This window comes from Oceanobacillus damuensis (assembly GCF_001618145.1).
GTDB lineage: Bacteria > Bacillota > Bacilli > Bacillales > Amphibacillaceae > Oceanobacillus > Oceanobacillus damuensis.
This window is the reverse complement of record NZ_LQNF01000003.1, coordinates 195,462-217,967: the sequence shown is the minus strand read 5'-3', so window position 1 is coordinate 217,967 and position 22,506 is coordinate 195,462. Positions and strand designations below refer to the sequence as shown.

At 41.5% G+C, this 22,506-nt stretch carries 22 protein-coding genes; 4 read left to right on the top strand and 18 right to left on the bottom strand.

Going from position 1 to position 22,506, the window contains the following annotated elements; all coding sequences use genetic code 11:
- Positions 1 to 32: 32 nt before the first annotated feature.
- Positions 33 to 902 (top strand): LysR family transcriptional regulator, encoded by an 870-nt coding sequence (locus A4245_RS04590; RefSeq protein ID WP_067726116.1) that lies wholly within the window; start codon positions 33 to 35, stop codon positions 900 to 902.
- 99 nt (positions 903 to 1,001) lie between these two features.
- On the opposite strand, the gene A4245_RS04585 is transcribed toward A4245_RS04590, so the two are convergent.
- From A4245_RS04585 to A4245_RS04520, 14 genes are all read right to left on the bottom strand, one after another.
- The gene (locus A4245_RS04585; RefSeq protein WP_067726114.1) at positions 1,002 to 2,417 is read right to left on the bottom strand and encodes a hypothetical protein; all 1,416 of its coding nucleotides are present in this window, start codon (positions 2,415 to 2,417) and stop codon (positions 1,002 to 1,004) included.
- A 151-nt stretch (positions 2,418 to 2,568) separates the two neighbouring features.
- Positions 2,569 to 4,014: an aldehyde dehydrogenase family protein gene (locus A4245_RS04580; protein ID WP_067726112.1), complete on the bottom strand. Its 1,446-nt coding sequence runs from the start codon at positions 4,012 to 4,014 to the stop codon at positions 2,569 to 2,571.
- A 65-nt stretch (positions 4,015 to 4,079) separates the two neighbouring features.
- On the bottom strand, positions 4,080 to 4,829 hold the full coding sequence (locus tag A4245_RS04575; protein WP_067726110.1) for an SDR family NAD(P)-dependent oxidoreductase: 750 nt from the start codon (positions 4,827 to 4,829) through the stop codon (positions 4,080 to 4,082).
- A gap of 60 nt (positions 4,830 to 4,889) precedes the next feature.
- Entirely contained in the window at positions 4,890 to 5,951 is a 1,062-nt protein-coding gene (locus tag A4245_RS04570) for a tartrate dehydrogenase (protein ID WP_067726108.1), read from the bottom strand.
- A gap of 15 nt (positions 5,952 to 5,966) precedes the next feature.
- Positions 5,967 to 7,235: a TRAP transporter large permease gene (locus A4245_RS04565; protein WP_067726106.1), complete on the bottom strand. Its 1,269-nt coding sequence runs from the start codon at positions 7,233 to 7,235 to the stop codon at positions 5,967 to 5,969.
- Positions 7,216 to 7,704 carry a TRAP transporter small permease gene (locus A4245_RS04560; protein ID WP_067726104.1) on the bottom strand — a complete coding sequence of 163 codons (489 nt, stop codon included), beginning with the start codon at positions 7,702 to 7,704 and terminating at the stop codon, positions 7,216 to 7,218. The genes A4245_RS04565 and A4245_RS04560 overlap by 20 nt, the downstream gene beginning before the upstream one ends.
- A 79-nt stretch (positions 7,705 to 7,783) precedes the next feature.
- Positions 7,784 to 8,773: a TRAP transporter substrate-binding protein gene (locus A4245_RS04555; RefSeq protein WP_067726294.1), complete on the bottom strand. Its 990-nt coding sequence runs from the start codon at positions 8,771 to 8,773 to the stop codon at positions 7,784 to 7,786.
- A 669-nt stretch (positions 8,774 to 9,442) separates the two neighbouring features.
- Entirely contained in the window at positions 9,443 to 10,222 is a 780-nt protein-coding gene (locus A4245_RS04550) for a putative hydro-lyase (RefSeq protein ID WP_067726102.1), read from the bottom strand.
- A 171-nt stretch (positions 10,223 to 10,393) separates the two neighbouring features.
- Positions 10,394 to 11,353, bottom strand: coding sequence for a 5-oxoprolinase subunit C family protein (locus tag A4245_RS04545; protein ID WP_067726100.1), 960 nt, complete (start codon positions 11,351 to 11,353; stop codon positions 10,394 to 10,396).
- A complete protein-coding gene (locus A4245_RS04540; protein WP_067726098.1) occupies positions 11,354 to 12,118 on the bottom strand; it encodes a LamB/YcsF family protein in 765 nt (254 codons plus the stop codon).
- Between the two features lie 18 nt (positions 12,119 to 12,136).
- Positions 12,137 to 12,859: a 5-oxoprolinase subunit PxpB gene (pxpB, locus tag A4245_RS04535; RefSeq protein WP_067726096.1), complete on the bottom strand. Its 723-nt coding sequence runs from the start codon at positions 12,857 to 12,859 to the stop codon at positions 12,137 to 12,139.
- A gap of 90 nt (positions 12,860 to 12,949) precedes the next feature.
- Positions 12,950 to 14,170, bottom strand: coding sequence for an NRAMP family divalent metal transporter (locus A4245_RS04530; protein WP_067726094.1), 1,221 nt, complete (start codon positions 14,168 to 14,170; stop codon positions 12,950 to 12,952).
- Between the two features lie 259 nt (positions 14,171 to 14,429).
- A complete protein-coding gene (locus tag A4245_RS04525; RefSeq protein WP_067726092.1) occupies positions 14,430 to 15,608 on the bottom strand; it encodes a toxic anion resistance protein in 1,179 nt (392 codons plus the stop codon).
- Positions 15,605 to 16,249, bottom strand: a complete 645-nt coding sequence (locus A4245_RS04520; RefSeq protein ID WP_067726090.1) for a 5-bromo-4-chloroindolyl phosphate hydrolysis family protein — start codon at positions 16,247 to 16,249, stop codon at positions 15,605 to 15,607. The genes A4245_RS04525 and A4245_RS04520 overlap by 4 nt, the downstream gene beginning before the upstream one ends.
- Before the next feature lie 245 nt (positions 16,250 to 16,494).
- Here A4245_RS04520 and coaW point away from each other — a divergent pair, with 245 nt between their 5' ends.
- Positions 16,495 to 17,295 (top strand): type II pantothenate kinase, encoded by an 801-nt coding sequence (gene coaW / locus A4245_RS04515; protein ID WP_067726088.1) that lies wholly within the window; start codon positions 16,495 to 16,497, stop codon positions 17,293 to 17,295.
- An 86-nt stretch (positions 17,296 to 17,381) separates the two neighbouring features.
- Here coaW and A4245_RS04510 read toward each other — a convergent pair whose 3' ends face one another.
- The 3 genes from A4245_RS04510 to A4245_RS04500 form a co-directional block, all read right to left on the bottom strand.
- Positions 17,382 to 18,140 (bottom strand): polyphosphate kinase 2 family protein, encoded by a 759-nt coding sequence (locus tag A4245_RS04510; RefSeq protein WP_067726086.1) that lies wholly within the window; start codon positions 18,138 to 18,140, stop codon positions 17,382 to 17,384.
- A 456-nt stretch (positions 18,141 to 18,596) separates the two neighbouring features.
- Positions 18,597 to 19,166 (bottom strand): REP-associated tyrosine transposase, encoded by a 570-nt coding sequence (locus tag A4245_RS04505; RefSeq protein WP_067726084.1) that lies wholly within the window; start codon positions 19,164 to 19,166, stop codon positions 18,597 to 18,599.
- Between the two features lie 17 nt (positions 19,167 to 19,183).
- Positions 19,184 to 19,480: a DUF3006 family protein gene (locus A4245_RS04500; protein WP_067726082.1), complete on the bottom strand. Its 297-nt coding sequence runs from the start codon at positions 19,478 to 19,480 to the stop codon at positions 19,184 to 19,186.
- Positions 19,481 to 19,735: 255 nt separating this feature from the next.
- On the opposite strand from A4245_RS04500, the gene A4245_RS04495 reads away from it, so the two are divergent.
- Entirely contained in the window at positions 19,736 to 21,061 is a 1,326-nt protein-coding gene (locus tag A4245_RS04495; protein ID WP_084268667.1) for an MBL fold metallo-hydrolase, read from the top strand.
- Between the two features lie 92 nt (positions 21,062 to 21,153).
- Positions 21,154 to 21,414, top strand: a complete 261-nt coding sequence (locus A4245_RS04490) for a DUF3006 domain-containing protein (RefSeq protein WP_067726080.1) — start codon at positions 21,154 to 21,156, stop codon at positions 21,412 to 21,414.
- A gap of 106 nt (positions 21,415 to 21,520) precedes the next feature.
- On the opposite strand, the gene A4245_RS04485 is transcribed toward A4245_RS04490, so the two are convergent.
- Positions 21,521 to 22,420, bottom strand: a complete 900-nt coding sequence (locus A4245_RS04485; RefSeq protein WP_067726078.1) for a sulfurtransferase — start codon at positions 22,418 to 22,420, stop codon at positions 21,521 to 21,523.
- Positions 22,421 to 22,506 lie beyond the last annotated feature (86 nt).

The window sequence follows — 22,506 nt, the reverse complement described above, 5'->3', positions numbered from 1 at the left end:
CCATTATTTTCCAAAACTAAGGGGTGGTGGGAATGAATTATCAAGATTGGGAAATGCTTGCAACATTGCATTCTACAGAGAACATCACACAGGCAGCACACCGTTTATTTTTATCACAGCCAACATTGACTTCTCGCATAAAGAAATTAGAAGACTATTACAAGATACAAATTATTATGAGAAAGCGAAGAGGGGTCACGTTTACCCCCGAGGGAGAAAAGCTTGCTGAACATGCTATACATATGCTAAATGAGCAAAGAAAAATTGAAGAAAAGTTAAACAACATGGGAAAACAAGTCGCAGGAACACTTCGAGTAGGAGTCTCTAATTTTTTTGCTCTAAATAAAATGCCTAAATTGCTACGTTTATTTAAACAAGAATATCCAAACGTGGAATTCCAAGTTGTTTCTGGATGGAGCAGCGAAATGCATCGGTTAATTTTGAATAATGATGTACATATTAGCTTTATCAAAGGGGACTATCCCTGGAAGGAACGAAAAGAATTACTCTATGAAGAGAATATCTGCATCGCATCTCCATGGGAATTTGAATGGGAATCACTTCCAACCTTACCACGTATCGATTATTTTACGGATGAACGGATGAAAAGTCTCGTAGATCATTGGTGGTACAATAATTACAAGCAAAGTCCCAATATAAATATTCAAGTCAATCAAGTGGAAACATGTAAAGAGATGGTTATCAATGGGTTAGGCTATGCTATTTTGGCAGACTTAGTTGTCCGCCCACACCCCGAACTTATCACTAAACCATTATATAATCATTTAGGTAAGCCAATTACACGTAAAACATGGATGTATTATCATGAAGAATCATTGAAGATGAATATTGTTCATGCATTTGTTAGTTTTATTCGGACGTTGGATGTGAAAGGATTGTAAATAAAAGATAGAAAGCAGCTTAAATGTATTAGCGCTTTCCATCTTTATTAATTTTAGAAAAGTTAATTTTGTATTACTATTATTCAGGTCACTAAACACCTACCACCCCATATAAACCCTAACCTGCACATACCCCATCACCATCACATAGAGGACGAGCGCAAACTTCCAATTAAACTTCACCCCATTCTTAAATCCACTCAATCCATTTGCACCACTCAGCACGATAATGGGCATCAGTACCGGCGACAATAAAATTGATATCGAACTTCCCAACGTTACAGTAAGAACGATAAGTTCAGGTGGATAAGGAAGATAGATACTTTCCAGAATCCCTGCAACCAGAACCATTACCGTGAGTGGCCCGAGCCCCACAAACCCAAGTATAATAATCATAAAGGGAAGGAAGTATAAGACATTCAGGAAAGGCAGCACCTCCTGAAGGGAATAGATACCATTCACGAAGAAGCTTGCAAAACCAGTTTGACTCAGTCCAAAAATAAGTATTCCAGCGCCAAGCATGACACAGAGCTGATAGGATTGATGTGCCATGTCTTTTCGGACGTATGTTTTTGCAGTATCTATCAGTCTATTCATTTTGCCTTTGAATACATAGTACGAAACAATCCATATCATTACGATTAGTGGAATTAACACAAGCAGCTCGATATCCACGAAGGAGCTTAGAATAAAAATGGAACCGAAAAGTGAAACAAATAGAATACTAAATTCGATAACATTCCGGTTCATTGCCTTCTTATTGGAAGTATGGCTGAGAAGATCTTCTATTTCTGACGTTAGCCCAGCAGTAAGGTTCACGCCATATTTTCTTTCCTCAAATTTGGAAAAGATAAGTGAGACAATAACACCGGCAACAGCTACAAGCATCCCCTGTAAAATGGAAACTCCAAGCGAGGCATCCATTGTTTCCACAACATATGCAAAGCTTGGGATACTCACAACCCACATGACGGAAAGTGCAAAACCACGAAGGATGGCTGTCCCTTTAAAGTTCTCCCAGGCTTCTCCCTTTTCATCTTTCAAAATCATATTCACAAATTGATACATCATTGGAATTGAACCAAATAACATGAAGTAAGCGATGATTTGCGTAAATGAAATAATGCCGAAGTAAAACTTTCTGCTTGTATTGAGAAGGCGATGACCAAACCCCATTATAGCTTCCAAATAAGGCTCTTCCCGCAGCACCCAGCTGATCATCGGTACAATAACAAGCAACCCGATCATATTACGCATCTGAAGAAAACCATTCAACACACCTTGTGTAAGCGAGGTGTCCGAAAATACTAAAATCACGACGCCTACCATAAACAGACCAAGCGGCATTTTTATTTTTGGCGGTGTATAGATAATGACAGTGAAAACAAATATGCCCATACCGCTGATGGACAGTGAAGTAAGTAATATATCGTGTTCATTAAAATAAGTATAAAAATGCAAAATCGTAAATAAGGTAATCGAAAGGGTTAAACCCCACTGGATAACTTTCTTCATAGCAAATGCTCCTAAATTACTTTTTATTCCTATTTTTTCATAAATTCATCAGTTCGTCTATAGCGACACACATGATTGCTGATTTCCAATAACAATAAAAACTGCTTATCTCCAGTTTTTGAGATAAACAGTTTTATTTTGAATCTTGCAGCTAATCGCCGTACTTGATTGCGACATTCTTAACAACCGTATAATTATAAAGCGCAATCCAGCCCTTTTCCCGGCCAAATCCACTCTTCCTATATCCACCGAACGGCATCTGGACACCGCCGCCGGCACCGTAATTATTTACAAATACCTGTCCTGCATCAATTCTGCTTGCAAGATAATGGGCACGATTAATATCTTTTGTCCAAATTCCGGTAACCAGCCCATACTCGGTACTGTTCGCTAATTCAAGCGCTTCCTTCGTATCTTTAAATGTAAATACAGTCAAGACCGGTCCAAAGATTTCCTCCTGGGCAAGCTTGCTTTCGGGGCTGACTCCATCAATAATGGTAGGTTCCAGATAATAACCCCCTTCATAACCATCAACGTGTACACGATTTCCACCTGTTACAATTTGCCCTTCTGCTTTAGCAAGTTCCACAAATTCCATCACACGATTGAATTGTTTCTCATTCAGGATCGGACCGATATCCTTATCTTCTATGCCGGCATTGACTTCGAGACTTTTAAACCGATTGACCACTTTACCCAAGAATTCATCTTTAAACGATTCCTCAATGAGTAACCTGGAACCTGCCGAACATGTCTGTCCTGCATTTTGGATAATTGCGCGGACAACGCCATCAACCGTTTTTTCAACATCACAATCGGCAAAAACAATGTTCGGTGACTTCCCGCCGAGCTCCAATGTTACCGGGACGACATTTGCAGTTGCTGCCTGTGCTACTGCAACGCCTGTCTGAACAGATCCGGTAAACGTGACGTGGTTGACAGACGGGTGTCCTGATAAGGCTGCACCAGCTTCGAAACCATATCCTGTAATATGATTGAAGACGCCATTTGGAAGCCCCAGTTCAGCAAAGTATTCGGTCAGTTTGTTTGCTGTCATTGGCGTATCTTCTGCACTTTTTACAACAACGGTATTTCCCATTGCTATCGCTGCCGCAACACTGCGTGAGATGATTTGTATCGGGTAATTCCAAGGGATAATATGTGCGGTAACGCCTACCGGTTCCCTCACGACATAATCAATCAGCCCATCCTCAATCGGAATCGTATCACCCATAACTTTATCTGCCGCTCCTCCATAAAATCGGAAATAGCGGATGGCTGCATCGACATCTGCATATCCCTGGGCCAGTGGTTTTCCCACATCAATTGTCTCTAATTTGGCTAGTTCATCACGGTTCGCTTTCAGTTTGTCTGCGATGGCAAATAATAGATCCCCTCTTTCATGGGGGTTAACCTTTCGCCATTCTTCATCGTGAAATGCCTTCTTCGCCGCCTCTACAGCTGAACTTACATCTTCCTTCGTGCCACAAGGGATACTCGCAATCACTTCACCGGAAGATGGATTTTTTACATCGATTGCCTCACCATTCGAACTTTCAACCCATTCTCCATTGATAAACATCTTTAATCTTTCCACATAAACCCTCCTCTTTTATTTTTCTGTTCGACAAATACCGACAAAATCCGGGGAGTGACAGGCACCTATATATTTCTGCCGCCGTCTACGTGCAGGATGGTGCCTGTAATCATGTTGGCTTCCTCAGATAATAGAAATTTAATGGAGTTTGCTATGTCGTCTGGCTGAATCAGTCTTCCGAGTGGTACACTTTTTTCGAAGATTTCCTTTTTCGTGTCTTCTATCTCTGCTTCTGCTGCAGTGAATTTGCCAAGCATCGTTGTGTCCGCTGGCCCGGGATGCAAGATATTTACATTTATATGAAATGGTGCCAGTTCTAATGCCATCGCCTTCGTAAATGACTCGACTGCTCCCTTTGATGCAACATAAGCTTGCAGTCCAGGTCTCGGTCTTGTCGCTGAGACAGAACCCACATTAACAATCTTACCGGTTTTGTTTCCTTTCATATAGAGTGCCGCTTCCCGGCAGGTCAGGAAAGTCATTGTCAAATTGATATCCATTATTTTATGGAATTCCTGCAAACTCACTTTCTCAATTGGCGTATTGCTTTGCGCAATTCCTGCGATATTCGCCAGGCCATCTATACTGCCAAATTTCTCAGACACTGTTTTAAAGGCTCTCTTAACAGTATCTTCGTCCAGAAAGTTACCTTTATAAGCCATGAAATTTTTCTGCCCAGCAAATGGTTCCAGTGAATCTGTATTGAGATCACAGCCGACCACATTCGCACCATTCTTCAAAAGTAATTCCACGGTAGCTTTTCCCATTCCGCCGCCTGCACCTGTTACTACAATTGTTTTTCCTTTGACAGTCATCATTATCACTCCATTTACTGTAGTTTTGCTTCATGTGAGTTATTCGTGAACTGTTTTGTTCTATCCAAGCAGTTTTTCTGCAATGGCACTACCTACTTCTTCTGTTGTTGCTGAACCTCCAATATCTGGAGTCAAATGTTTTTTCTCTACCAATAATTCTTCAATTGCTTGTAAAATTTTATCGTGCAAATCTCTTCTTCCCAAATGTTCCAGCATTAGTGCAGCCGACCATATTTGTGCAATTGGATTCGCGATTCCTTTTCCTGCAATATCGGGTGCCGAGCCATGAACAGCTTCAAACATGGAGGGGAACTCACGAGACGGATTGATATTTCCCGAGGGAGCAACGCCAAGTCCGCCGACAATTGCCGAACCCAAGTCAGATAAAATATCGCCAAATAAGTTTGAGGCCAATACGACCTGAAAGCTTTCCGGCCGCTGGACAAAATATGCGGCAAGCGCATCAATATAATAGCGTTCATAAGCAATATCGGAATTGGCTTCCGCAACTTCTTCCACAATCTGATCCCAGAATTTCATCGCATGGATGATGGCATTGGATTTTGTCGCATTGGTCACTTTAGTTAAATCATGCTCACGGGCATAGCGGTAGGCAAATTCCGTTATCTGGGTTACACCCTGCCGCGTCATAATGGTGTTTTGGACGGCCATTTCACGAGATTCTCCATGAAACATTGTCCCTCCAATATTGGAATATTCACCTTCACCATTTTCACGAATGATTACGAAATCTATTGGGTCTTCTTTCCTCAATGGACTTGCCAAGCCCTTCAATAGCTTGACGGGTCTGAAGTTGACATATTGCTGGAAGTTCTTGCGGATTGGCATAATCAAGTCCCAAATCGATATCTGATCAGGCACACGTTCGTCTCCGATTGCTCCAAACAGAATGCTGTCATATTCCTTTAAAACTTCCAACCCATTCTCAGGCATCATTCGTCCATGATCCAAATAATACTGACTATTCCAATTGAGCTCTTCAACTTCGAATTCAAAACTGGCGTCAATCTTTGCCAGAGCATGTAAAACCTTCACTGCTTCCTTTGTAACTTCAGGTCCAATACCATCTCCAGGCAGGACAGCAATTTTATAAGTACTCAATATTAAACACCTCTCCTATCTATTCAGCATCAGCAAACTTAATGCCGGTAGAAATGAAATAACTAATAAACTAATGATCATTACGATAATAAACGGTATGATTGCCCGTATGACATGTTCGATTTTTGTGCCCGATATATTGGAGGCTACGAACAGATTCACTCCGACCGGCGGCGTAATAAATCCGATAGCTAGATTGACAATCATGATAATCCCAAAATGGATCAAATCAATACCAAGTGCCGTTGCAATCGGAGCAAGGATTGGTGTCATAATAATGATTGCGGCAGAAGTCTCGATAAACGTACCGATGATGAGCAATAACAGGTTAATGATCAAGAGAGCAATGATTACATTATCCGTAATACCAAGCATGAATTCTGCCATTTCCCTAGGTACTCTTTCCCTTGTCAGGTAATATCCGAATACGGAAGCCCCCGCAATAATGAACATAATAACCGCACTCATTACAACAGATTTAGAAAATATCTCCGGCAGATCCTTTAACTTGATTTCCCGATAGATAACAATTCCAACGATAAGCCCGTAAACCACAGCCACGACTGCTGCTTCAGTAGGAGTAAATATACCTCCGTAAATACCGCCTAATATAATAACAGGCATCAGCATCGCAAGAATGGCGTCAAAGAAAGCTTTGGTCAATTCCTTGAATGTAAATGTCTCTCCCCCACCATACCCCTGTTTCAAAGATATGACATAAACTAAAATCATGAGAGACAACGTAACCAGTACCCCTGGAATTACACCAGCAATAAACAGCTCACTGATCGATACACCTGCAGTAACCCCGTACAACACAAGCGGTACACTTGGAGGAATCATCACCCCGATTGTTCCGCCAGCAGCCTGGATCGCTGTAGAAAAACTTTTATCATATCCTTTTTTCACCATTGCCGGGATCAGAATGGAGCCGACGGCAGCTGTAGTCGCTGCTGCCGAGCCAGATATGGCTGCAAAAAATGCACACGCTGCAATCGAAACAATCGCCAGTCCACCATTTACCCGACCAAATATTACATTGGCAAAGTGAATCAGCCTTCTGGAGATACCCCCACTTTCCATTAATTTACCGGCAAGTATAAAGAATGGAATGGCAAGAAGTGGAAACGAGTCTACTGAGTTAAACATTCGTTGCATGATTACAATCAATGAAACATCTCCCTGAATCAGGAAAATAAACGAAGCAGAGATGGCAAGTGCAATTGCGATCGGTACATTTATGAAAAACAATAAAATCATCAGACTAAACAACAGAATCGTCATGCTCACCGCCCCCTTTCAAAGCTTCCACGAAATTGGACAGATGATTTACCGCCAAAAGCAGGCCACTGATCGTAATGACTAAATAGAGCATCCCCATCGGTATGCGGAGCACCGGAGATAATTGGTTCATAGCGCTATTCGCCAAACTGAATCCATGAACAATCATAAGCAGATAGAACAACAGACAGACAAGAAGTGCAATTGTTTGCAAAAATTTCTTTCCAGCCGGTGGAAATTTATCTACTAAAATTTCTATACCTATATGTTGTTTTAAAGACATTGCATAGGCAGCACCCAAAAATGTCAAAACGATTAAACTATATCTCGCAAGTTCCTCGGTCCAGGCAAGTGGATTATTCATAACAAATCTGAACACGACTTGCATAAAAGTGGAAAACACGAGAACAGCCATTATGATATTGAGAAAATGTTTCATACCGTAATTTATGTAATTTACAATTCGCTGCACTAAATCCTCTCCCTATTTCATGAGAGAAAACAGGAGAAAATTAGATTCTCCTGTTCCTCCGCTTATCAAAGCATGTATTCTATTTTTGTGCATCCAAAATTTTATTCAATAGTTCCTGATGCTCTACCAATTCATATACTTCACTTACAGCTTCCTGGAATGGTGCAACATCGATATCCTCAATAATTTCCATACCTTGTTCTTTCAATGTTTCAATTGAATCTTTTTCCATCTCTACGATCATATCTCGTTCGACAGCCCCGATTCGTTCACCTTCCTCTACAACGATGTCACGTAAATCTTCAGGGAGTTCCTCATATGTCTGCTTACTCATCATGTAAATCGCGACAGAATAGACATGTCCGGTTAATGTCATGTATTCTTGATTGGATTCATAGAGACTATATTGATCTGCAACGATTGCCGGATTCTCCTGGGCATCAACTACTCCCTGCTGCAAAGCTGTTAAAGCTTCCGTCCATGCCATTGGAGTCGGTTGTGCTCCCAACTTTTCAAAAGCAGCCAAGTGGATTTCATTTTCCTGTGTTCTGATTTTTACTCCCTTTAGATCTTCTGGTTTTTCAATTGGATGTGTACTGTTTGTAATGTGTCGGTATCCATTTTCAGCCCAAGACAAACCGATAATCCCCTTTTCATCTAAAGCATCGAACAGTTCATTACCAATCTCCCCATTTAAAACTTCAACAGCGGATTCACGATCATTAAATAGAAATGGTGCATCCAATACTGCAAGTTCGGGAACAAAGTTGGTCACAGGTGCGGTTGATGAGACAACAAGGTCGACAGTACCCAATGTCATGCCTTCCGTCAACTCCCGTTCAGCACCTAGTTCACTGCATGGAAAAACTTCGATTACTACCCTGCCATCTGTTCTCTCTTCCACATTTTCTTTCATTTCCAACAACCCAAGATGATATGGATGATCATCCGGTAAAGAATGTCCTGCCTGTAATGTATAAACTTCTTGCCCATCTGCGTCACCACTATTGCAGGCTGCCATTAACACCATGGCCGAAAAAATCATAACCATAATCAGTTTCTTTTTCACAATAATTGCCTCCCCGTTACTTTCTGTATTTTTTTCTAAAGACACCAGTTACTCTTTTTAACACAAAATCACATTATTCAAAAAACAGATAATGTACGATCCCAGTACTAATTACTGCATGCTACATGTTACTGAAATCAACATAAAATTAATTGACGTAATTTCAATAAATTTGTCGCAATGTTTAAAACATATACTACCTAATTTAAAATTATTTGTAAATAGAGTTTTAAGAAATATTTTTAATTTCAGGAAAGTCATTTTCCTTTCTGATTTTCATTTCTTAAAAGTGCTTATGGATATGTTATAGGAGTGTCTCAGCAACTCTAATAAGGGTGATTTAAAGATTAAGCACAATTACCCTGAGGAAGTTAACAGTTCAATTGAGATTGAGACCTTCGTGAAAAAAATCAGCAGCCTCCTTCACTCTCTAATATGAAAGGGAAAACTCCTGATTTATTACCCGGGAAATATTTTGACGAATAATGCCAATTAGATGTTGTAATGAAGTTAAAATAGGCATTAAATACTGTCTCGTTATTTATGTAGGTTGGTTATAACTAAATTATCCTAATAGAGTTCTGCATTCTTTTTCCAGACAAAATAAAAAACGAGCCAGAGATCCACTCCAGACTCGTTTTCAGCCAAACAATAGCTTACCTTTTCCAATTATATTACAGCATGCGTATCGTCCTTCACATCTGTAATAAACATATGACCTGGTGCATGGGTAATGACCAGCTCCGGTTTGCTGGCCATTACAGCTGCCTGTGGTGTTACACCACAAGCCCAAAAAACGGGAACTTCTCCTTCATGAATCGTAACAGCATCTCCGAAATCCGGCTTGTCTATATCATCGATTCCAATTGCTGCAGGATCACCAATATGAACAGGTGCCCCGTGGACGGAAGGAAAGCGTGATGTTATCTGTGTTGCGCGGATTGCCTCTGAAGGTTTCATTGGCCGCATACTTACTACCATCGGCCCGCTGAATATTCCAGCTGCATCACAAGCAATATTTGTACTGTACATCGATACATTACGTTCCTGTTCAATATAGCGGATTGGAATCCCGTTTTCGAGAAGTGGCTTTTCAAAAGTAAAACTGCAGCCGATCAGGAAAGAAACGAAATCTTCCTGCCAATAGGTAGCAATTTCTGTTGTCTCTTCCGTCAGAACACCATCATGATAAATACGATATTTAGGAAGATCCGTTCTCAAGTCTGCTTCAGGTGCAGTTTTTCCTGGCTCTGCTGAACCTGCATCCGTAACCTCAATAAGCGGACAGGATTTGGGATTGCGTACGCAGAACAGTAAAAAATCATAAGCATATTTCTTCGGCATAATGACAAGGTTTGCCTGTGTAAACCTTGGAGCCAAACCGGTTGTTGGCTTCGTCCACTCACCAGTTCTGATTGCGCTGCGAATTTCTTTCGGGCTCTGATACATGCGAAGGCCTCCTTGTTGAGATGAATGTATTATTACTATTATGGCTTTTGAAATTGTGAACATTGTTATTTATATTGTGAACTATGGCATAGTTGCAGGAAACTTCGGCAAAATGGAGTAATACTACGGCGAAGTCACTGTGAACTATGGCTTCCTCACTTAAATCTACAATCAAATAACTCCCGCATGCAGACTCAGATTTCGCAATAAAATTTCACGTTCGACATACAGCTGTTGTGCCTCTTCCACGCTCATGGCTTCAAATTGCAGTTCACTGCCGGACATTTTCTGAACGACATATGGAAGATCGACGGTAATTACCGTGGCGATTCTCGTATAGCCTCCTGTCGTTTGCCTGTCTGCAAGCAAAATAATTGGCTGTCCGTTTGCTGGCACTTGGATCGCCCCAGGTAAAATGGCATCTGAGATAATATCTGCCCCATTAAGATGGGATATTTCGGGTCCTTCCAGACGGTAACCCATACGATCAGATTGAGCAGTCATTGTAAATGTTGACGTGCAAAATTTTTCAAACTCTTCTTCCGAAAATGCTTGCTGGTCAGGCCCTGGAATCACTCGGATTTTTTTTTGTGAACGATAATCCGGGACAAGACTGTCGGATAACCCTCTTCCAGATAGTTTTCCAAGCGGTTCATTCGCTTCACCTGCATCCAAACGATCGTCATTTTGAAGATAACGCCCTTCGAATCCACCTATCCCTGCTTTGACATACGTGGATTTACTTCCCATAACTGAAGAAGTTTTTATGCCTCCAGCCACAGCGATATAAGTATAGCTTCCGCTTTGAGGCTGGCCGAATGTCAGATGTTGCCCTCTTTTTGCTTTAAAGGACTTCCAATTTGCAACCGGCTTACCATCCAGTTTAGGAGATAAATCGGCCCCACAAATTGCAAGTACCGTTTCTTCGAGCACACGCAGCTCTGGACCCATAATTACTACCTCTAGACCTGCTTCATTTCGGTGATTTCCAACGAGTAAGTTTGCTACCTGCAACGCAAAACTGTCCATGGCACCCGAGACGACTACGCCATACTGCTGGTAGCCCGTTCTGCCAAGATCCTGTACAGAGGTTGCCAGCCCTGACTTGATTACTTCAAATAGTTTCCCCATTTACTTCCCTACTTTTTCTATAGAAATACCTTGTGCTGTTAATTCATTATAAAGTCTTTTTGCAAATTCCAATGACTTTTGTTCGTCCCCATGGATGCAGATCGTATCCGCTTGAATTGCGACATCAGAGCCATCGACTGCTTCCACTTTTCCATCCTTTACCATGCGGATGACCCGACTGACAGCTTCATCGGCATCTTCAATCATCGCGTTTTCCGCAGTGCGTGGGGTTAATGTGCCATCAGGCTGATACGTGCGGTCTGCAAATACTTCTTCGGCAACAGTAAGACCCGTTTCTCTTCCATGCTTAACAAGTTCACTGCCTGCAAGGCCAAATAAAATAAGGTTTGGATTTATAGCATAAACTGCTTCGGCAATTGCCTGGGATATTTCCTTATCCTTTGCAGCCATATTATACAAAGCACCATGTGGTTTAACATGATTCAGTCTGTTGCCATTGATTTTTGCGAACGATTCGATTGCTCCTACCTGGTATACAACGAGATTATAGACTTCTTCCGGAGCAATTTTCATCGGACGGCGACCAAACCCGATCAAATCCTGCAATCCCGGATGTGCCCCAAGTCCAACGTTTTTTTCCGTTGCATTTTTTACTGTCAGTTGCATGACATTATGATCGCCGGCATGATAACCGCAGGCAATATTGGCAGAAGATATGTAGTTCATCACTAAATCATCCTGCCCAATTGTATATGCGCCAAAACTTTCTCCCAAATCGCTGTTCAGGTCGACGTGATTTGCCATCGTATCTCTCTCCCATCGTTATTTTTTATATTTTTCGACATGAGTAATGTAGCTTCCCGCTTTGACTTCCGCCTCAATCCTGTCAAATTCCTCCGAAGTAATTGGAACGAAACGTATATAATTTCCCGCACGAAGCAAAATTGGCTGCTCCCGATTCGGATCATAGATGGTCACTGGGGTTTGTCCAATGATTTGCCAGCCACCCGGTGAATCGAGCGGATATATTCCGGTCTGTTCGCCCGCGATTCCCACTGACCCGGCTGGAATTGCCTCCCTCGGATTGGATAACCTCGGTGCGGCAATTTTTTTTGACATACCTCCAAGATAAGGAAAACCTGGAATGAAGCCCATCATGTAGATTAAGTAGTCTGTTCCGGTGTGAACTGAGATGACTTCCTCTTCTGAAAGCCCATTTCTTTGTGCAACCCGTAAAAGATCTGGACCTTTTTCTCCCCCGTAAAGCACAGGAATATGCACGACCTCTGCTGCAGGCAGATCTAGATTGGAAAGCTGATCCTCCATCAATTTTATTCGCTTTTTTAATTCATCAAATAAAATAAGATACGGGTCATAGACTATGGAAACCGCCGTATATGTTGGAATCCATTCGATGACACCTGGTATCTGTTCTTTTTCAAGGTACATGCAAAAGCTCCGGATTTTTTCATTTATCTCTTCGGAAATAGTGTTTCCAAAATCAACCCGCAGGCCTGCATCCCCATAAGCAGTTATTTGTAACATTCGTATCCCACCATCATAAAGATTAAGAGGATTTACTCATTATCCTCTTTATATTATAACATTTTTTATTAGACGCTTTTCAAACTGCCCCTAAAACAATTGCGGCAATGTTTGGAGCAGTGTTCTGATTCCGAGATATGCTGTTAAGATAACAACAATTGCACCAAACACGGTCAGCCAGACGGGGTGCTTGTAATCACCGACAATTTTCGAATTATGTGCAGCCAACAGAATACATCCCAAAGTCAATGGCAAAATCAATCCGTTTACAGCACCAGCCAGGACGAGCAGCGTTACTGCTTGGCCGACAAAAACAAAAACAGTTGTTGAAAATATAATAAAACCGATAATCCAATATCTGTAATGTTTTTCAATTTTTCCGTGAAACGACCTTAGAAATGACACGGAAGTATACGCTGCCCCGATTACAGAAGTGATCCCTGCAACCCATAGAACGAGCCCGAACATTCGGTAGCCGATTTCTCCGGCAGCATACTGAAACACCGTTGCTGCGGGATTTTCCGGATTCAAGCTCACACCAGCAGAAACGACACCGAGCACAGCAAGGAAAAGCATAATCCGGATAAAGGATGCCACTAAAATCCCCATGACAGATGTCCGATTAACCTCAGGTATGCTTTCCTTCCCTGAAATTCCTGCATCCAATAAGCGATGGCCACCGGAAAAAGTAATATATCCGCCGACTGTACCACCAACAATCGTAATGATTGCATAAAAATCAAGTTCTAAAGGAACGAAAGACCGATAAATCGCTTCTCCTACCGGTGGCTGGCTGACGAACATCACATAGGCAATCAAAATAATCAATATGCCACCGAGCCACTTCACAATCTGGTCCATCGCAGCACCGGCTTCTTTGGATAAAAATATAAAAATCGCAATGGCTGCAGTGATGATTGCTCCTACTCTCGGGTCAAATCCAAACAGTACATTTGTACCAAGCCCTGCACCACCAATATTTCCGATGTTGAAAGCAAGTCCGCCAATCACAATGAAAATCGCTACAACAAATCCTAATCCAGGTAAAACAGCGTTGGCTATTTCCTGCCCCCGTTTCTTTGATACAACAATAATCCGCCATACATTCAGCTGTGCACCAATATCTAAAAATATGGAAGCTAAAATTACAAACCCAAAGCTTGCAAGAAGTGTTTCCGTAAAAACGGCAGTCTGTGTCAGAAATCCTGGTCCGACTGCTGATGTTGCCATCAGAAAAGCGGCACCAATCAACGAATTTCTTCTGCTTTTTTTATCTTTCTCTGTCATCATTTTCGGGTCATTTTTTGTCATGATGTCACTCTCCTTTTTCTGCGTCTTCTATTAGGATGTTACCATGCTACTGAATATATTAGTATTACTTGGAGGAAGATGGATGTTTTGTATTTTCGCATGGATGGCTGCGATACATAAAGTCAGAAGAGATTTATTATACCATCATATCATTTTCAAGAAGCAAATGAAATTGAGCGTATACAAAAATCGGCGACCCTCCGTTTATGGAGAATCGCCGACCATACTAATTTCGACAAAATTCGGGGAGTGACAGGCACTAACGAAGTTCGAGGAGTTTTTGTTTGAGTTCTTCCTCCATGCCTTGCAGTTCCTGTTCGGCCTGGTTTCGTTTTTCCCGGCCTTCTGTTTGAATGTGGATTGTTTCTTCAATCGTTGATACTAAGTGTTCCTGTGTCTGCTTTAATGTCTCGATATCAATCAGACCGCGTTCGTTTTCTCTTGCTGTTTCAACTGTATTCGTCTTAAGCATTTCCGCATTTTTCAACAGTAAATCATTGGTCGTTTTCGATACTTGCTTTTGTGCTTCGACCGCATTCCGCTGGCGCAGAAGTGTGAGTGCAATGGCTACCTGGTTTTTCCATAATGGAATAGCTGTCAGAATGGAAGATTGAATTTTTTCGACCAGTGCTTGGTTCGTGTTTTGGATAAGACGGATTTGCGGAGCGCTCTGCATCGTAATCTGTCTGCTCAGTTTCAAATCATGTGTCCGTTTTTCCAGACGGTCAGCAAACTGCATCATATCATTGACTTCCTGAAAATCCATCTGACTTTGACTTAGTTCAGCTTTCCGTCTCAGTTCCGGAATGGTTTGTGTCTCAAGCTCCTCCAGCTTTAGTTCCCCAGCTGCAATATAAATATTCAGCGCATCATAATAATCTCTGTTTTTCTCAAAAAGCTGCTCTAGCATGCTATTGTCAGACATCAGTACATCTTTGCTGCGATTCAGTTTTACGCTGATTCGGTCAATCTGTGCACCGGTTTTTTGATATTTGGATAGGATTTCATTCACTGAGCCAGAAATTTTTCCAAATACACGGGAAATCAATCCACGCTTTTCAGGCTTCAATTCATCGGGGTTCACTTGCTCGAGCTTTTTCATTAGATCACTTAAGATGGAACCAATCTCACCGACATCCTGATTTTGCACGTGTTCAAGCATTCCATGTGAAAAATCCAAGAGCTTTGACTGTGCCTCGGTACCATATTGGGCAATAGACTGATTATTTTTCGGATCAATTTGTTCTGCCAGTTGAGTTGCCCGCTCCCGATTTTCATCCGTTAATTTATTGATTAGCTTTTCAGGCTTGTCCTTTGGCTGATTCCGCTGTGCTACCGGGGCAGCCGGGATTTCATCTTTCAATATGCCAAACGGATTTGCAAGTAAATCATCTATTTCTTCGGACGTTTTTTCTCGGCGTTCGCTTTGTTCACTCATTTCGTTAACCTCCTGTTATTCTTGTTCGTTCTATTAATGGACTGTTTGGCCACATCCAGTTCAAAATGCAATGTGTCGATGTCGTCATCCAGCATAATGTGCAAGTCTTTTTTTATTGTCTCGCCCAGCATGGAAACCGTCTGGCGGGTATTCCGCAGTGATTGTTCCATCTCTCGTGTTTTCGCCGGCTGAGAAGAGAGGTAAGCATATTTTTCAGCTAATTCGACGAGGGAATCCAGATGATTGTAGAAAAATCCCTCCGCCTGATAAAAACGCTTTGGCTCTTTTTTTGCATTGGAATAGATCTTTTGAGCAGTTCGCGCTATTTCAAGATTCTGCTTTGCATGCTGAAGCGACCTAACCCGGAATAATGCCTTTTGCAGCCGTGAAATCTTCCGCTTGGCGTCTTTCAGATTATTTTCGATAAATTTATATTCCCGTCTTGTAAGCCCATTAATCTTTACAAAACGGTAATCCAGCATTTGCTTCGAGGTGAGATAGACCACTGCTCCCCCTGCAACCGCAAATAAACTCGAGAGCAGAAACGTTTGTTCAAAAGCAAAAAAACTGATCAGCCAGGTCGCTACGGTACCGACGAAACCTGTCATCGACTGAATCATTAGTTGAAACACAGCCCTCATCTCCAACACTCCTATATAAAATCCCAATAGATTTTTAGTTAAATTAAAACTACACCTTCTATTATACTACTACGATAGCCACCCGCCAAAGGTTTCATACTTTTTTGGTGCCTGTCACTCCCCGAATTATGTCGAAAACCGAACAGTGCCTGTCACTCCCCGGGTTTTGTTGAATTTTGTCGAAGAGGAGTGTGTACGATATGATGTTTAAATAGAGAAATGTGTTGAATGGAGGAGGGTAATCGATGAAACGAATTGGTATTGATGCAGGAGGAACGCTTATAAAAATTGCCTATGAGGAACGCGGCAGGCTTCATGTAAAGACCTATCCCAATCAGGAAATGGAAAAGCTTGTGCACTGGCTGAACAATGTCACCCCTGATGCTGAATTACATATGACAGGGGGAAAGAGCCGGCACATGACCACCATCGCGAAACATAAACAGCTGCAAGCAGATGAATTTCAGGCAATAGTGGAAGGGACGCGCTATTTACTCGACATGGAAAGCCATCGTCAGATCGATAATTATATTGTAGTCAGTATTGGGACCGGGACATCCATTTTCCATGTCACACAGACGAATTTTGAACGAGTAACCGGGAGTGGAATTGGCGGTGGCACATTAATCGGACTTGGCTCACTGATCACTGGCAAAAAGGAATTTAAAGAACTTGTTAAGGCAGCTGCAAATGGGAAACATGAAAACAGTGATCTATTGGTGAAAGATATCTATGCACCTGAAGTACCACCGCTTTTTGGTGATCTCACCGCAGCTAATTTTGGCAAAGCACATGATCATGAGCTTGCAACTACCAATGACCACATGGCTGCACTTATACAATTAATTGCTGAATCAACCATTTTACTCGCCACCCAGGCAGCTGCAATGAAAAATGCGCAGAAAATTGTTTTCGTTGGCAGCACATTAAATGGCAATAAACCACTTAAAGACGCATTAAGCAGTTTCCAGAACATAATGCCATATGAACCTGTTTTTCTTGAAAAAGGACCATATGCTGGAGCGATCGGTGCACTGATTTCTTAACCATTCCAGCTAACATAACTTCCGTCAACTTTAAAGTGCTGGTGAATCCGTATAAAAATAAGCCGGGCAAGATTCACTTGTCCGACTTACTTTTCGAATAAAGAATAGTCCGGTAAATCGATTCCGTTTTCTTTAAAATATTTCTCCATGTGTTTCACCGTACTTTTAAGTACCTTGACACGGGCATATCTTTTATTCGTTCCTTCAACGACTATCCACGGAGCATAACCGTGATCGGTACGACGGAGCATTTCCTCTGCTGCCGTTAAATTCTCATCCCATTTTTCCCGATTACGCCAATCCTCCTCTGTTATTTTCCAGCTTTTCAGTGGGTCATTTTGCCTTTTTTCAAAGCGATTTAACTGCTCTTCTTTTGAAATCTGAATCCAGAACTTCAGAAGAATATAGTGATCATCCGTTAATAGCCTCTCAAAATGATTAATTTCATCATAGGCCCGTTGCCATTCCTCACTCGTTGCAAAACCTTCAATACGTTCGACGAGCACCCTTCCATACCAAGAACGGTCAAAAACCCCGAACTGACCATATTGAGGAATTTTCCGCCAAAAACGCTGCATGTAATGGTACCTCTTTTCGTGCGGTTTTGGTGCTGCGATTGGGTGAACTGTAATCCCGCGTGGGTCAAGATCTGATGTCAGACGTTTGATCGCCCCTCCCTTCCCCGCGGCATCAACACCTTCAAACGCGATAATCACACCAATGTTTTCATCGACGATTTTCCTTTGTAAGCTCATTAATCTTTTTTGGTATTTATCAAGCTGTTTCTTATACGTTGCCTTGTCCATTTTTTTGTCATCCTGCAATTTGGTTAGATCGATTTCCATTCTTTACCTCCTTTGATGATGGCTCGCGATTCTTCTTATTCTGTTCTGGTAAACATTAAAGCTGTATTGTATGCCTTTGAACTAGTGCCGGGAAACGATTTGTTTAGCTTCCTTTTATATATGCCGTAATTTTTTAGGTATGAATTCAATCCTTCCATCTATCTATAATTATCTGTTATATGACTAAAAAAACCTGAAAATCATTGATTCCATATGCTGTTCCAAAATAGCTGCGTCCAGATTTTTTTCGACTTCCTCCCTGCAGTATGCGAAATAATCAGTGCTGACAAGATAGAAAGCTCATTGCCACACATTGAACTGTTCCCTATTAAATGCCATGCTAATCAGAGTGCCTGTCACTTCCCGAAATTTGTCGAATATCCTGTGTAGGAGGGACAGTGAATCATCCCTTTGATATTTGTTGAATATCCTGCAGAAAGGTCATAAATTGCAAGTTCATACCTTACTTAAAATGATACTTTCGTCTGTTCTGTTCATAAACTCTTCGTACTTTTTCTTCTGGTCACTTTCATCTTCAGCGAGGTACTGTAATATATCTTGTTTATTTAATAAAGCTGCCTTCGAATGGTAGTAATAGTGGCGGTAGCTGCTCCATTGATAGGTTTCTGGCCGCTCAACGATACCTGCCTTTACTGGATTTAGATGAATATACCTGCTTACTTCCAACAGACCATATGCCGTACCAATCGGTTTATCAAAGTATCGTTTTTCAAAAACATGGCCACTTACATTATTTTTAGTATTGAAATAATCGGCATATCGCTTGTTTACCAAAGCCATTACTTTGGATATCGGTTGCTCGGTTGTGCTCATCAGCAAATGATAGTGATTTGATAGCAAACAATAAGAAGCCAGTTTGAAGGGGGTTTTTTGATGAATCATGCGCAGAATGGATAAAAAGGTCTTATAATCTTCTTCTTCCTTGAATAATTGCTCCCTTCGATTTCCTCGTGATGTTATATGATAGTACGTATCGGGAATCCATAATCGTTTGTTTCTTGGCAAATAAACCATCTCCTTTTTCAATTATTTTTCGACATAATTCGGGGAGTGACAGGCACCACTTCGAGTTTGAGGTATGTGTCGTCTTGGCTGTTTTGGGGGAGAAGTGCTGGGGGCAGGATCAGTTCTTCCCCAATATCTTCCAGAAGTATAACAGCAGAATCATCTTCGAATCGGTCGATTAAACCGGTAATCTCTACTCTGTTTCCTTCATCATATGAAAACACTATGCCACTGAATAATAAAAAAACGATCAATCCGACTATCACCGAGAGAAAATAGATAATGCTTCGTTTGCTGTTCAATTCAACTAACATACACATCGCTCCTTTCCATTTTCTCCATTATGCCAACTGTCCTGAAAACTTGCACATTCCAAAAAATGAAAAATCGATACTTTTATACCTTGGAAAAACCAATTTTACCCCTAGATAAAATGCAATAGTTCCTTGCAAAATGATATGTAAAACTTATTTTTCATAGATTTTATAAATTCAACTGGCGAATCACATAGATTTCTCAGAAAATCTTTGATACGCTAAAGACGACTGTAAAATTATGGAGGAATAAAATTGAATATAAAATTTTTATTAGCAATGATTCTATCAATTTTCCTTGTTGCATGTGGACAAGGGGACACAACACAACCGATAGAAGATAGTCAGGATGATACAAGCACCGAAGTTATATCAGAAACGGAAGATGTTTCTGAAAGTGAAAATGAAAGTAAAAATGAAACCGAAGCATCCGATGAGCCTGAGGAAAAGGAAAATGAGGATGATGCTGCGTCAGAAACAGCCGCAGAGGAAAAAGAAGAAATCAGTCAAACAGAATTTGACGATTTAAAAATTCATTATATGGATGTTGGACAGGCAGATGCAACGCTTTTTCAGTATTCCGATGATGGGAAAGCCTACACGATTCTTTACGATACAGGTGATTGGCGAGGGAATGAGGTAGTTAATTACCTCCAAGCACAAAATGTTTCCTCCATTGATCTTGTTGTAGTGAGCCACCCGGATGCCGATCATATCGGTCAGCTGGATAAAGTCGTGAATACGTTTGATGTCGGTGAGGTTTGGATGTCCGGCAATGAAAGCTCCTCCCAAACATTTCAACGGGGGATCGAAGCAGTACTGAACAGCGGGGCAGATTTTCATGAACCGCGAACAGGGGAAGAATATCAAATTGGCCCGCTTGAAATTGATGTGCTATACCCTGAAACTATCTCAGGGAAAGCAAATGAAGAATCTGTTTCATTGCTTTTCACATATGGCAGCACAAAATTTTTATTTACTGGTGATGCCGGCAGAAGTGATGAATTAAAAATGATAAACAGTGGAATTGATATACAGGCAGATATCCTGCAGCTCGGTCATCACGGTTCCAAAACGTCCAGTGATCCCGCATTCATTGAGGCTGTGAATCCGTCCGTTGCCATTTATAGCGCTGGGGAAAATAATAGTTATGGACATCCAAGCGCTGAAGTGGTTTCATTGATTCAGAATGCAGGAATCGACCTTTATGGTACAGATGTGAACGGAACAATCATCGTTACTTCAGATGGAGAGAACTATACCATTGCAACGAACAAAGATGGCACTGTAAGCCCGGGAGAAGAGCCAGCTTCTGCACCACCTGCTGAGGAAAAATCAGAGGCCGACGAGGGTGAGACTGAGGAAGAAGCTGTCGAAGAAACTCCCTCCAACAGTTCCTGTGTCAATATCAATAACGCTTCATTTGAGGAAGTACAAGGAATTATTCATATTGGACCAGAACGAGCACAGGATTTAATCGACTTGAGACCATATGATTCAGTAGATCAGTTAAGCCGCATCAGCGGAATTGGCCCTGCCCGTATTACCGATATAAAAAATGAAGGATTAGCGTGCACGTAAAGTAAAACTTCACTGCGTTGGTCTGACTGTCTGTTAAACTGGCAGATAGCTAACCTCGTTATGGAGGATAATCATTTTAGGGAGGTTAACATATGAAGGGGATTCTTGATCGCTTTGAAGGTGACAAAGCAGTCATCCTAGTTGAAGAAAATAAAACCGAGCTTATTGTTGAGAAAAGCGAATTACCACCGGGAAGCAAAGTCAACACTGTTTTGCTTGTAGAGGAGAATAATGGGGAATATACCATTCTTTCCGTCGATACTGCCAGCACACAGGCAGAAGCGCAGAAATCATCTGACCTAATGGCCAAACTAAGAGCCAAAAGCAGCGGAAGTAAATTTAAAAAGAAGTAGGTGCCTGTCACTCCCCGAATTTTGGCGAATATTGTCGATGAGAAGGTTAGCTCTTTGTGGTGAAAACCCAACTTCAGAGCTAACCTTTTATTTTGGTTTCATTTTGTCAGTCTTTAATCTTGTGTAATGGCAAGGAAGGATCAGCCGCCCATTCGGTCATCGATCCATCATACATTGCCACATTATTTTGTCCAAGTTTATTCAGTACAAGGGCATTCCATGTTGCAGCAATTCCGCTTCCGCAATAAGTAATTACCTTTTTATTTTGGTCCAGTGCGCCTGCTTTTTCAAATTTCTCACGTAACTGTTCATCATCGAAAAGTTTTTTCGTTTCCATATCGGATAGATCACCGAAAAATACATTCACACTTCCTGGAATGTGGCCGCTTCTTGCATACGTATCTGATTCTCCTTTAAAATCCGCTTCAGATAAGCTATTCAGCAGGAGTACGTTATCATCGTCCAGTGCATTTTTCACGTCCTCTTTTGTTGCTAAAAGTTCTGGTCGGCGTTCTCCGGTAAATGTTGCGGGAGGATAAGAACCTGGCTCTGTTGTAACAGGCCGCCCTTCTTCTTGCCACTTAGGAAATCCGCCATCAAGCACCGCTACGTTTTCAAACCCTTCGTAGCGCAGTTGCCATGCAAGTCGGGAAGCCCAATCAGAGGCAATCACAGGAGCTCCGGCAACCGCATATCCTTGATCATACACCACCACATACGTGTCATCTCCAACACCTAGTTCACTGATTTTATTTACAAATCTTGCTCTCGATGGGACAGTAAATTTGTATTCTGAATCTGGATCTGAAAGGTCTCCAAGTAAATCGGCATATACCGCACCTGGAATATGACCTTTTTCGTATGCTTCCTTTCCTGACCAAACATCATAATAGCCACCTTCAGGGGATTGCTTTAAAAACGTTGTAGCGTCCAGCAGCCTTAATTTAGGATCATCCATCCTTTTAGCCAACCATTCCGTACTCACAATGAGAGGTACTTTACTCATTTCCTATTCCTCCTTTTGGTTAAAGGTAATAATCCCTATATATTTAGTATGGTTTTAAATAGATTAACAGAATTACCACTCTTATA

Bases quoted from the DNA above. Each gene is read 5' to 3' on its own strand.
- A4245_RS04500 (WP_067726082.1), bottom strand. From the start codon at position 19,480: ATGTTAGTTGAATTGAACAGCAAACGAAGCATTATCTATTTTCTCTCG.
- A4245_RS04530 (WP_067726094.1), bottom strand. From the start codon at position 14,170: ATGACAAAAAATGACCCGAAAATGATGACAGAGAAAGATAAAAAAAGC.
- A4245_RS04510 (WP_067726086.1), bottom strand. From the start codon at position 18,140: ATGGAAATCGATCTAACCAAATTGCAGGATGACAAAAAAATGGACAAG.
- A4245_RS04520 (WP_067726090.1), bottom strand. From the start codon at position 16,249: ATGAGGGCTGTGTTTCAACTAATGATTCAGTCGATGACAGGTTTCGTC.
- A4245_RS04575 (WP_067726110.1), bottom strand. From the start codon at position 4,829: ATGACTGTCAAAGGAAAAACAATTGTAGTAACAGGTGCAGGCGGCGGA.
- A4245_RS04490 (WP_067726080.1), top strand. From the start codon at position 21,154: ATGAAGGGGATTCTTGATCGCTTTGAAGGTGACAAAGCAGTCATCCTA.
- pxpB (WP_067726096.1), bottom strand. From the start codon at position 12,859: ATGTTACAAATAACTGCTTATGGGGATGCAGGCCTGCGGGTTGATTTT.
- coaW (WP_067726088.1), top strand. From the start codon at position 16,495: ATGAAACGAATTGGTATTGATGCAGGAGGAACGCTTATAAAAATTGCC.
- A4245_RS04485 (WP_067726078.1), bottom strand. From the start codon at position 22,420: ATGAGTAAAGTACCTCTCATTGTGAGTACGGAATGGTTGGCTAAAAGG.
- A4245_RS04585 (WP_067726114.1), bottom strand. From the start codon at position 2,417: ATGAAGAAAGTTATCCAGTGGGGTTTAACCCTTTCGATTACCTTATTT.
- A4245_RS04550 (WP_067726102.1), bottom strand. From the start codon at position 10,222: ATGTATCAGAGCCCGAAAGAAATTCGCAGCGCAATCAGAACTGGTGAG.
- A4245_RS04565 (WP_067726106.1), bottom strand. From the start codon at position 7,235: ATGACGATTCTGTTGTTTAGTCTGATGATTTTATTGTTTTTCATAAAT.
- A4245_RS04590 (WP_067726116.1), top strand. From the start codon at position 33: ATGAATTATCAAGATTGGGAAATGCTTGCAACATTGCATTCTACAGAG.
- A4245_RS04540 (WP_067726098.1), bottom strand. From the start codon at position 12,118: ATGGCAAATCACGTCGACCTGAACAGCGATTTGGGAGAAAGTTTTGGC.
- A4245_RS04545 (WP_067726100.1), bottom strand. From the start codon at position 11,353: ATGGGGAAACTATTTGAAGTAATCAAGTCAGGGCTGGCAACCTCTGTA.
- A4245_RS04525 (WP_067726092.1), bottom strand. From the start codon at position 15,608: ATGAGTGAACAAAGCGAACGCCGAGAAAAAACGTCCGAAGAAATAGAT.